General features: G+C 63.8%; 8 protein-coding genes and 1 pseudogene. 7 read left to right on the forward strand and 2 right to left on the reverse strand.

From position 1 onward, the window contains the following. Positions 1-7: 7 nt before the first annotated feature. From aceF to ACTJKQ_RS03525, 5 genes and pseudogenes are all read left to right on the forward strand, one after another. Positions 8-1,699, forward strand: a complete 1,692-nt coding sequence (gene aceF / locus ACTJKQ_RS03505; protein ID WP_440596003.1) for a dihydrolipoyllysine-residue acetyltransferase — start codon at positions 8-10, stop codon at positions 1,697-1,699. Between the two features lie 19 nt (positions 1,700-1,718). Further along, complete coding sequence (gene lpdA, locus ACTJKQ_RS03510) at positions 1,719-3,569, forward strand: dihydrolipoyl dehydrogenase (RefSeq protein WP_440596004.1); 1,851 nt, start codon at positions 1,719-1,721, stop codon at positions 3,567-3,569. A gap of 704 nt (positions 3,570-4,273) precedes the next feature. Next, positions 4,274-4,780, forward strand: a pseudogene (locus tag ACTJKQ_RS03515) (methyl-accepting chemotaxis protein); the annotation flags it as partial. Further along, positions 4,757-5,815, forward strand: a complete 1,059-nt coding sequence (locus tag ACTJKQ_RS03520; protein WP_440596156.1) for a substrate-binding periplasmic protein — start codon at positions 4,757-4,759, stop codon at positions 5,813-5,815. The pseudogene ACTJKQ_RS03515 and the gene ACTJKQ_RS03520, both read left to right, overlap by 24 nt. 240 nt (positions 5,816-6,055) lie before the next feature. Next, the gene (locus tag ACTJKQ_RS03525) at positions 6,056-7,477 is read left to right on the forward strand and encodes an aspartate kinase (protein ID WP_440596005.1); all 1,422 of its coding nucleotides are present in this window, start codon (positions 6,056-6,058) and stop codon (positions 7,475-7,477) included. Positions 7,478-7,599: 122 nt separating this feature from the next. On the opposite strand, the gene ACTJKQ_RS03530 is transcribed toward ACTJKQ_RS03525, so the two are convergent. Then, entirely contained in the window at positions 7,600-8,583 is a 984-nt protein-coding gene (locus ACTJKQ_RS03530) for a DMT family transporter (RefSeq protein WP_440596006.1), read from the reverse strand. Between the two features lie 139 nt (positions 8,584-8,722). Here ACTJKQ_RS03530 and ACTJKQ_RS03535 point away from each other — a divergent pair, with 139 nt between their 5' ends. Then, entirely contained in the window at positions 8,723-9,628 is a 906-nt protein-coding gene (locus ACTJKQ_RS03535) for a LysR family transcriptional regulator (RefSeq protein WP_440596007.1), read from the forward strand. An 8-nt stretch (positions 9,629-9,636) separates the two neighbouring features. On the opposite strand, the gene ACTJKQ_RS03540 is transcribed toward ACTJKQ_RS03535, so the two are convergent. Beyond that, on the reverse strand, positions 9,637-10,398 hold the full coding sequence (locus tag ACTJKQ_RS03540) for a DeoR/GlpR family DNA-binding transcription regulator (RefSeq protein ID WP_440596008.1): 762 nt from the start codon (positions 10,396-10,398) through the stop codon (positions 9,637-9,639). A gap of 158 nt (positions 10,399-10,556) precedes the next feature. Between ACTJKQ_RS03540 and ACTJKQ_RS03545 the strand changes: the two genes are divergently transcribed. After that, positions 10,557-11,189, forward strand: a complete 633-nt coding sequence (locus ACTJKQ_RS03545; protein ID WP_440596009.1) for an NUDIX domain-containing protein — start codon at positions 10,557-10,559, stop codon at positions 11,187-11,189. Positions 11,190-11,192 lie beyond the last annotated feature (3 nt).

Here is an 11,192-nt window from a genome sequence, read left to right on the forward strand (position 1 = left end):
CAGAACAATGGCATTGGTCAACATTCAAGTCCCGGACATCGGGGACTTCGACGAAGTGGGCGTGATCGAGTTGCTGGTCAAGGTGGGTGACACCGTGAAGGCCGAGCAGTCGCTCATCACGGTCGAATCGGACAAGGCATCGATGGAAATCCCATCCAGCCACGCAGGCGTGGTCAAGGAACTCAAGATTGCATTGGGCGACAAGGTCAAACAAGGCTCGGTGATTGCCGTGGTGGAGTCCGCTGACGCGGGCGCAGCCGCAGCCCCGGCCGCTGCGCTGGCTCCTGCAGCGGCGGCTCCCGCCCCGGTGGCGGCACCTGCGCCAGCTCCTGCTGCTGCTGCTGCTGCCCCCGCAGCCTCTGCGGCCACTGGCCCGGTCGAAGTGCGCGTGCCCGACATCGGCGACTTCAAGGACGTGGCCGTCATCGAGATGCTGGTCAAGGTCGGCGACACCATCAAGGTCGAGCAGTCCCTGTTCACCGTCGAATCCGACAAGGCCTCCATGGAGATCCCGTCGCCTGCCGCTGGCGTGCTCAAGGAACTCAAGGTCAAGATTGGCGACACCGTCAACATTGGTGATCTGGTGGCTCTGCTTGAAGGTACGGCAGCTGCTGCAGCGCCTGTAGCAGCACCCGTTGCGGCCGCTGCGCCGGCACCAGCCCCAGTGGCTGCGGCTGCTCCTGCGGTGGCAGCCGCAGCACCCGCCGCTGCCACCGCCTCGGTGGCTGTCCCTGTCCACCAGCCCGGCACTCCCACGGCAGGCCTGCCCCATGCATCGCCTTCGGTGCGCAAGTTCGCCCGCGAACTGGGCGTGCCCATCGACGAAGTCAAGGGCACCGGCCCCAAGGGCCGCATCACCCAGGACGACGTGGCCGCCTTCACCAAGCAGGTGATGGCAGGTGCGGTGCAGACCAAGGCCCAGGCCGCCAAGGCGCCCGCTGCTGCATCTGGCGGCTCCGGCGTGGGGCTGGACCTGCTGCCCTGGCCCAAGGTGGATTTCACCAAGTTCGGCCCGGTGGAGCGCAAGGATCTCTCGCGCATCAAGAAGATCAGCGGCGCCAACCTGCACCGCAATTGGGTCGTCATCCCGCACGTCACGAACCACGACGACGCGGACATCACCGACCTCGAAGCCTTCCGCGTGCAGTTCAACAAAGAGAACGAGAAGAGCGGCGTGAAGGTCACCATGCTCGCCTTCATGATCAAGGCCGCCGTGGCCGCGCTCAAGAAGTTCCCTGAGTTCAACAGCTCGCTCGACGGTGATCAGCTGGTGCTGAAGAACTACTACCACATCGGCTTTGCGGCCGACACGCCCAACGGCCTCGTTGTGCCGGTCATCCGCGACGCAGACAAGAAGGGCATCCTCCAGATCAGCCAAGAGATGGGCGACCTGGCCAAGAAGGCGCGCGACGGCAAGCTCGGCCCGGCCGACATGACCGGCGGCTGCTTCTCCATCAGCTCCCTGGGCGGCATTGGCGGGCGTTACTTCACGCCCATCATCAACGCTCCCGAAGTCGCCATCATGGGCGTGTGCAAGAGCAGCCTGGAGCCCAAGTGGGACGGCAAGCAATTTGCGCCGCGCCTCATGCTGCCCCTGAGCCTGAGCTGGGACCACCGCGTGATCGACGGCGCCGCTGCTGCACGCTTCAACGTGTACTTTGCCTCGCTGCTGGCGGATTTCCGCCGCATCGTGATGTAACGAAAGGGCAAGACACACCATGGCAATCATCGACATCAAGGTGCCTGATATCGGCGACTTCGCCGAAGTGGCCATCATCGAAGTGCTGGTCAAACCCGGCGACACCATCAAGGCCGAGCAAAGCTTGATCACCGTGGAGTCCGACAAGGCCTCCATGGAGATCCCGTCTAGCCACGCTGGTGTGGTCAAGGAACTCAAGGTCAAGCTCGGCGACAAGATCGCCGAAGGCTCGGTGGTGCTGACGCTGGAAGTGCAGGGTGCAGGCGCAGCCGTTCCAGCGCCTGCCGCATCCCCAGCGCCTGCAGTTTCAGAGCAGAAACCGGCTGTAGCACAGGTAAATAATGTGCCGGCAGCTATCAATCCAGTAGCATCCAGCTATGCTGGCTCCGCTGATCTGGACTGCGACGTGCTCGTGCTCGGCGGCGGCCCCGGCGGCTACAGCGCCGCCTTCCGTGCGGCCGACCTGGGCCTCAAGGTCGTCATCGTCGAACGCTACGCCACCCTGGGCGGCGTGTGCCTGAACGTGGGTTGCATCCCCTCCAAGGCGCTGTTGCACGTGGCAGCCGTCATGGACGAGGTCAGCCACATGGCCGACCTGGGCGTGGACTTCGGCGTACCCGCCGTCAACATCGACAAGCTGCGCGGCCACAAAGAGAAAGTCATCGGCAAGCTCACCGGCGGCCTGGCCGCCATGGCCAAGATGCGCAAGGTGACCACCGTGCGTGGCTATGGTGCCTTTGTGGGTGCCAACCACCTCGAAGTGGAAGAAACCACCGGCACTGCGCAGGAGAAGACGGGCACCAAGAAGGTCATCGCCTTCAAGAAGGCCATCATCGCTGCCGGCAGCCAAGCCGTGCGCCTGCCCTTCATGCCCGACGATCCACGCGTGGTCGACTCCACTGGCGCCCTGGCGCTCAAGGAAGTGCCCAAGCGCATGCTCATCCTGGGCGGCGGCATCATCGGCCTCGAAATGGGTACCGTGTACAGCACGCTGGGCGCGCGCCTGGATGTGGTCGAAATGATGGACGGCCTGATGCAGGGCGCCGACCGCGACCTCGTCAAGATCTGGCAGAAGATGAACGCCAAGCGTTTTGACAACATCATGCTCAAGACCAAGACGGTGGGCGCCAAGGCCACGCCCGAAGGCATTGAGGTGACGTTTGCCGCAGCGGAAGATGGGGGCGCCGCCCCCGCGCCCCAGGTGTACGACCTCGTGCTGCAGGCCGTGGGCCGCACGCCCAACGGCAAGAAGATCGCTGCCGAGAAGGCTGGCGTCGCTGTGACGGACCGTGGCTTCATCAACGTCGACATCCAGATGCGCACCAACGTGCCGCACATCTTCGCCATCGGCGACATCGTGGGCCAGCCCATGCTGGCGCACAAGGCGGTGCATGAGGCGCACGTGGCGGCTGAAGTGATAGCAGGTGAACTGCAAGGCAACAAGGAGCTGGCCGCCGCCGCCTTCAACGCCCGCGTGATCCCATCGGTGGCCTATACCGACCCCGAAGTGGCCTGGGTGGGCCTGACGGAAGACCAGGCCAAGGCCCAGGGCATCAAGGTCAAGAAGGGCCTGTTCCCCTGGACGGCCTCCGGCCGCGCCATCGCCAACGGCCGCGACGAGGGCGTGACCAAGCTGCTGTTCGACGACTCGCCCGAAGCCCATGGCCACGGCAAGATCCTGGGCGGCGGTATGGTCGGCACCCATGCGGGCGACATGATCGGCGAGATCGCCCTGGCTATCGAGATGGGAGCCGACGCGGTGGACATCGGCAAGACCATCCACCCGCACCCCACGCTGGGCGAAAGCATCGGCATGGCGGCGGAGATTGCCCACGGGTCTTGCACGGACGTGCCACCACAGAAGAAGTGATCCGATGATTCGCTGAGAACGCTGCCGGTTCGGTCGCTGGCCGCGCAAGCCCAGAAGGGGTTGCGCGGCCTTTTCATTTTCTGGCGTGCATGCCGGCAAGCACGAGCCAACAGTGGCTGCGTGCGCTGGAGTGGTTGCGCTAAGTCTGCACGGGGTCCGCATGGGCATCTCAGAGCCTGTGACTTTTTGTTACTGTGGGCATCAAGTTTGCTAAGGGGTCACTACGAATCACTCTTTTGGTGAGACCCTGCATGAAACAAAATGCCTCGTTAGGTTCACATTTCTTCGTCTGGGGCCTTGTCTGCGCGTCCAGCTTTGTGGTGCTGGCTGCCAGCGCCTGGAGCTTGCACAGTGATCTGCAAGTTGCTCCCAGCGCCTTTGATGCCGCCTGGCAACGCTTGATGTGGCTTCTGTTGGCTGCTGCGGTGCTTGTCGGCGTCGCCTTGGTTCGTCTACATCGGTCCGTAGCCCGCCAGTTGGGTGGCAGTCCCGACGCGTTGAGCGAACACATCGCCCACTTGAGCGCAGGCCAATTAATGGCCTCCACCGCAACGCAGAGAACCGAATCCAGCAGTGCCCTGGCGGCAATTCATGCACTGCGCGACTCGCTGGCTGAAAAAATCGGGCTATTACGGCAAGAGGCCGAAACGGTGGCTGTGGAATCGGTCACTTTTTCGTCCAATAACCTGGATCTGGCCACCAATATGTCGCAGCAGACCGAGTTGCTGCAGCAAAGCAGATCCCACATTGGTAGCCTGATCGACACAGTCAAACAAGCGGGCAGCAGGACCGCAGACTCTCAAAAGTCGGTGCGTTTCGCCTCCGATATTGCGACCCGAGGTAATGAGGTGGTCAGCAAGATGACCAACACCATGGATGCCCTGAGTGAATCCTCGGGAAAGATCGAGGAGATCATTGGTGTCATTGATGGCATTGCATTCCAGACCAACATCCTGGCGCTCAATGCAGCGGTGGAGGCTGCACGCGCGGGCGAACAGGGCAAGGGTTTCGCGGTGGTGGCTTCAGAGGTGCGCACGCTGGCCCAGCGCTCCGCGAGTGCGGCGAAGGAGATCAAGACCCTGATTGCGGGCTCTGTGGAGAAGATTGCGCAGTCTGCCAAGCTGGCCGACCAGGTGGCGAACTCCATGGACGAGATCAACGCCAGCTCGCAGCAAGTCACCCAGATCATGGAAGAGATAGCTGCGGTCACCCAGCAGCAGGAGCGCGATATTTCCCAACTGAGCGGCTCGCTGGACCACCTGGATGTCGTGACCGAACGTTATGCCGAGCTCCTGCACGATGCCAGCGTGCATGCGGAAACCCTGCAGACCCGGGCTGCCGGGCTGCGCTACGCGGCAGCTGCATTCCGCGTGGCCGGCCTTCCTCCGGCCAATGCGCTGCCAGAGCTGCCCATCGCACGGGCCAGCGAGCGGCAAGTAGCCCGTCCCGCAGCGGCACTGCGCATTCGGCAAGAGTCCAAGGAATTGGCTGGGCAGCTCTCGCGCGGCGTGCAGCTCATCGTCGGCACGGCGCACGAACCCCCGCTGAACTACACCGATGCCGCCAACAAGCAGGACGCGAGCGGTGCGGATGTCAAAGGTTTTTCCCCTGATGTAGTGCGCGAGATTCTGGCTCGCACCGGGCATCAGGCACAGGTGCGCATCACCTCCTGGGAGCGCAGTTACGCCGCGCTGCAGACCGAGCCCAATGCCGTGCTGTTCACCATGGCGCGCACACCCAGTCGCGAGAACCAGTTCCACTGGGTCGGCCCGCTGGTTCACAGCAACGCTGTGCTGTTTATCAAAAAAGGGAGCGGCGTCACCGTCAAGAGCTTGTACGAGGCGCGCAAGCTGCCCAGCATCGCGGTCATCAAGGGCGATTCCAAAGAGGAGTTCCTCAGGGGCAAGGATTTTCGCAACCTGGACTACTCGCCAGACTGGGCTACCGCATTCCGCAAGCTGCTCGAAGGCAAGGTCACCGCATTGGTCATGACCGACATGGATCTGCCCACCACCGCTCGCGATGCAGGTCTGGACCCGGCCGACTTCGAGCCGGTCTACGAACTCTTTGTGAATCGCCTGTACATAGGCATGTCCAAACGCACAGACCAGGCTGTGGTGCGCAGCTGGCAAGACGCGCTGGACGCCATGAAGCGTGATGGCAGCTTCCTCCGTCTGGCAGAACAGTGGTCAAGACATTGGGGCGCCCAATGGGTGGTGCGCGACGGAGCGGTGCAAGCGCAGTGAGTCGCCCCGGCTTCACTTGACGCCTTCGATCGAACTGGCGGTGCAGCAGCGGCGCTGGCCGCATGGGAGCCCGGTGGCACGGCTTTGCGAGGGGGACGAGGGCGTGGTGTGACCCTGGGCCGGCGGCCGACGATCGGGCGTGCTTCCAATATGGGCGAAAATAGGGGGTTTTCGTCGTCAGTCCCCGCCGGTCATCGGTTCGGCCCGGCCTGTTTTTTCACTGCTCCTTTTTGCTTGTCCATGCAAGACGTAACTTCCTCCAAGATCTCTGTCGAGAAGATCGGCGGCACTTCCATGACCGCCTTTGGCGATGTGCTGCGCCACATCGTGCTGCACGACCCCAAGCGCATTAACGGCCGGATCTACGTGGTGTCTGCCTATTCGGGCGTGACGAACCAGCTGCTGGAGCACAAGAAGACGGGCGAGCGCGGCATCTATGCCCTGTTTGCCGAAGGCAAGGGTTACCAAGATGCGTTGACCCAACTGGCGGTCAGCCTCAAAAAACTGAACGCCGGCTACGCTGACCTGGGATTGCCGCTGGATGTGGCCGATGCCTTTATTGACCAGCGCATTGGCCAGGCGCGCGAATATCTGAACGCCATGCAGCACGTGCTGGCCAGCGGCTATCTCAGCCGCAAGGATGTGTTGCTCGCGGCGCGCGAGGTGCTTGCTTCGATTGGCGAGTCGCACAGCGCATTCAACTCCGTCGAGATTCTCAAAGCCAACGGCGTCAACGCCATGCTGATGGATCTGGCCGGTTTTGACGACAACGAAGCCTGGACCATTGACGAGCGCATTGCCAACAGCTTCAAGGGCCTGGACCTGAGCGACAAGGTGGTGGTGGCCACCGGCTACACCAAGGGCACCGAAGGCATCATGCGCGAGTTTGACCGCGGTTATTCCGAGGTCACCTTCAGCAAGATCGCCGTGGAAGTGCGCCCCGCCGAGGCCGTGATCCACAAAGAATTCCACCTGTCGTCGGCCGACCCCAATCTGGTGGGCCTGGAAAACGCCATCGTGGTGGGCGCCACCAACTACGACGTGGCCGACCAGCTGGCCGACGTGGGCATGGAAGCCATCCACCCCAAGGCCGCCAAGCCCATGGAACTGGCTGGCATCCCGATCCGCCTGAAAAACACCTTTGAGCCCGACCACCCCGGCACGCTGATCACCAAGGATTTTGTGGGCGAGCGCGCGCGTGTGGAGATCGTCACGGGCACCGACAAGGTCACGCTGATCGAGATCCACGACCCCAGCATGGTGGGCACCGTGGGCTTTGATGCTGGCCTGATGAACGTGTTCTGCAAACACGATGTGAGCTACATCCTCAAGGCGACCAACGCCAACTCTATCGCCCATCTGGTGTGGGACAACCAGGTCACGCCCGAGCTGGTGGCCGAGCTGCAGAAGGACTACCAGGTCGTGACGATCAAGCCCAGCGCGATTGTGTGCACCATCGGCTCCAACATCGGCATCCCAGGCGTGCTGGCCAAGGCCGCACAGGCGCTGGCCGATGCGAGCGTCAATGTGAACTGCGTGTCGCAGACCCTGCGCCAGGTGAACATGCAGTTCGTGATCGAACGCGAGGACTACAAGACGGCGATCAAGGCGCTGAACATGGCGTTGTGCGTGAACTCGGGCGCCCCCATTCCGCGCGCCTGAACGGGGTTTCGCCTTCGGCTCAAGCCCGCTCCGTGCGGGCTTTTTTGCGTCCACGTCTGCCATCGCACGTTGGAGCGCAGTGAATCGGCAGATCGTGGGGGACGAGTGCTATGCTACTTTTTTTAGAGCAGAAAAGTCCTGTTCATCCAGCGCATCAAGCCAGGTTGTATGCTGATTTTGCTGATCAGCATTACGCCCGCGAGTACCAGCGCCGCACCACCCATCTGCCACCACGTCAATGGTTCATCCAGAAGCCAGACGCCAAAAAAAATGGTGAGGATGGGGCCCAGCGTGCCGATCAGCGCGGTCTTGGATGCGCCAATGCGGCGGATTGCGGCCGATGCCATGAACACCGGCAACACCGTGGAGAACACGGCCATGCCCAGCGCATGCAGGTAGACCGGCGCAGGCTGAATCAAGGCACCCGCAGGTTGTGACACCACAAAATGCAACAGCGTGGCGCCGGTGGACACCAGCATCGCCAGTGCCGTGAAGCGTGCAGCGCCTAGCCTGCGGATGGCGGGCTCGCTGCCCGCCTGGTAGAAAGCGTACGACAGGGCCGAACCGAACACAAAGCCCGCGCCGATGAGCACGGCGCGCGTGTTGCCCGCAATGTGCAGGTCATGCGCAAAGGCCAGGCCGATGCCCGCGTAGGACAGCAGCAGCGCCCCCATCTCACGCCGGGATGCCCGCTTGCCCATGAACAGCACGCCGATCAGGATGGTGAGTGTGGGGTAGGTGAACAGGATCAGCCGCTCCAGGCTGGCGGTGATGTATTGCAGGCCGATGAAGTCGAGGATGCTCGCGCCGTAGTAGCCCAGCAGGCCCAGCGCAATCACGAGCAGCCAGTCGCGCCGGGCAAGTGGTGCCNGCCAGCCGACCCAGGCAAACACCGGCACGGAAAACGCCATGCGCAGGCACAGCAGGGTGACGGAGTCCACGGGCGTGGCCTGGGGCACCGCGTAGGCCAGTTTCACGAAGATGGCTTTGAACGAGAAGCCCAGCGCTGCCAGGATGGCAAGGAGGAGGCCAAGGCGTTCGGCGGACCAGTGTTTCCAGGGCATGGGGGGATGGTGAGTGGGGTGGCGTAGAAACTGCCAGACCATGCGAAAACAGCGAACGCAGTGCACATGGGGCAGTGGCAATATGAAAGGATGCGGCGATAGTGCCTTGTAGACACGGCAGGCACAATTGGCATTGCCGCAACCATGCGTTCGTCAAAAACGAACGTGAGAGGGGCCTCCATTGACCTATGACCTGATCGATCTGCGCCTTTTTGTCGCCATTGCCGAAGAGCGCAACCTCACGCGCGGCGCTGCACGCGCCTACCTTGCGCCGTCGTCGGCCAGCCACCGGCTGCGCCGGCTGGAGGAGGCGCTGAACACCTCGCTGTTCGAGCGCCAGACCCGGGGCGTGGCGCTGACCCGGGCGGGCGAGGCCCTGCTGCGCAATGCGCGCCAGGTGCTGGCCAGCGTCGAGCAGATGCATGCCAACCTCTCGCCCTTTGCCAGCGGCATCCGGGGCCATGTGAGCCTGTGGGCCAATACCCATGCCACGCACACCTTTCTGCCCGACGACCTGGCGGGTTTCCTGAGGCAGCACCCGCAGGTCAGCGTGAGCCTGGAGGAGCGCACCAGCGCAGAGATCGTGGTCGCAGTGGCCAGCGGCGAGATCGAGGTGGGTGTGCTGGCCGACAGTGGCACGGACGCGGGTGTGGAGTTGTCACCCTACCGGCAGGACCGCCTGGTGCTCATCGTGCCCGCAGGCCATGCGTTGGCAGGGCGTGGCCGCGTGGGTTTTGCCGAGGTGCTGGACCAGGCCTTTGTGATACTGCACGCGGGCTCGGCCATCCACACCTTCACGACCAACGCCGCTGCCGCGCTGGGGCGGCATCTGGACGTGCGCATTCAGGTGCGCAGCTTTGAAGCCGTGTGCCGCATGGTGGGGGCGGGCGTGGGCATTGGCCTGGTGCCCCGGGGAGCGGCCCTGCAGGTGGCGGGCCTGAGCGAGCCGCCGGTGCTGGTCGAGCTGGGCGAGCCCTGGGCGCAGCGCGACCTTCAGATCTGCGTGCGCAAGGGGGCGGTGCTGACGGGCTTTGCTGCGGCGCTGGTCGCGCACCTGCGCCAGGGCGCTGGCGCCGCTACTGCCTAGTTGCGTGATCAGGCCGCTGCGATCTCCACCTTGGCGCCACCGGCCTGCAGCTTTTTGCGCAGTGCCTGCGGTGTGGCGGCAGGCACCACCAGCGCGGCCAGTTCGTGCAAGGGGGCCACGCTGAACGGCGATGCCGTACCCAGCTTGTCGATCGAGGCCAGCACCACCGTTTCTGCCGCCCGCTGGTGCAGGGCGCGTTTGACGGCGGCTTCTTCAAAATCTCCCGTGGTCAGACCGGCCTCGGCATGCACGCCGGTCACGCCCATCAGGTACAGGTCGGCCCGTAACTGCGCGGCGGCCTCGACCACGCTGGCACCCACATTCACCATGGAGTGGCGGAACAAGCGCCCTCCCAGCACCAGCACCTCCACCTGCGTGTGCCCAGCCAGCGCCACCGCTACGGTGGGGCTGTGCGTGACCACAGTGGCGCGCAAGTCCAGCGGCAGGTGCTGCACCACCTGCAACGACGTGGTACCCCCATCCAGGATCACCACCTGGCCGGGCAACACCAGCGCGGCCCCGGCGCGGCCCAGGGCGCGTTTGTCTTCGGGGGCCAGTTGCTCACGCACTTGCAAGCGGCCCACTGCGGCCGAGGCGGGCAGGGCGCCGCCGTGCACGCGCTGCAAGCGGCCCTCCGCAGCCAGTTCGCGCAGGTCGCGCCGCACGGTGTCTTCCGAGATGCCCAGCTCCTCGCTGAAGGCCTTCGCCACGATCTGGCCGTCCCGACGCAGGCGGTCGAGCAGAAGCTGTTTGCGTTGGGTGGTCAGCATGAAGGGTTACACGAATTGATTGCACGAATTTGCATGTTTGTGCATGATATTGCGTAAATCAATCTTGTCAAAACCATGCACTCATTACCCGACCACACTGCCTTCGCGCTGGCGCTTGCCGTGCGTCGCTACCCAAGCCCGCCGGCGGGGGGTATTGCATGAGCCGCCCTGTGCCCGATGTGCCCATCGCTGAGCTGAACGCCCGCACCGAGCATGTGAAGCTGCTGGATGTGCAGGTGCTCTCCGACAACTGGTACGTGCTGCGCAGGGTCACCTGCTCGCTGCGCCGGCGCGACGGCCAATGGCAGACGATGAACCGCGAGGCCTACGACCGGGGCAATGGCGCCGCACTGCTGTTGTTTGACCCGGGTCGCTGCACCGTGGTGCTGACGCGCCAGTTCCGGCTGCCCGCCTTTCTCAACGGTTGCGCTGACGGCCTGCTGATCGAGACCTGCGCGGGCCTGCTCGACGGTGACGACCCCGAAACCTGCATCCGCCGCGAGGCCGAGGAAGAAACCGGCTACCGCGTGCGCCAGCCGCGCAAGGTGTTTGAGGCCTACATGAGCCCGGGCTCGGTGACGGAAAAGCTGCACTTTTTCGTGGCCGAGTACGAACCCGGCGACCGCATTCGCAGCGGCGGCGGCCTGGAGGGAGAGGGCGAGGACATCGAGGTGATCGAGATGCCGCTGGCCGACGCCCTGGCCGGCATTGCCAACGGCACGATCCAGGACGGCAAGACCATCATGCTGCTGCAGTATGTGGCCTTGGACCTGCGAGGCACCGCCCTGTAAAAA

The organism is Acidovorax sp. 22279 (assembly GCF_052045435.1).
Taxonomy (GTDB): Bacteria; Pseudomonadota; Gammaproteobacteria; order Burkholderiales; family Burkholderiaceae_C; genus Acidovorax; species Acidovorax delafieldii.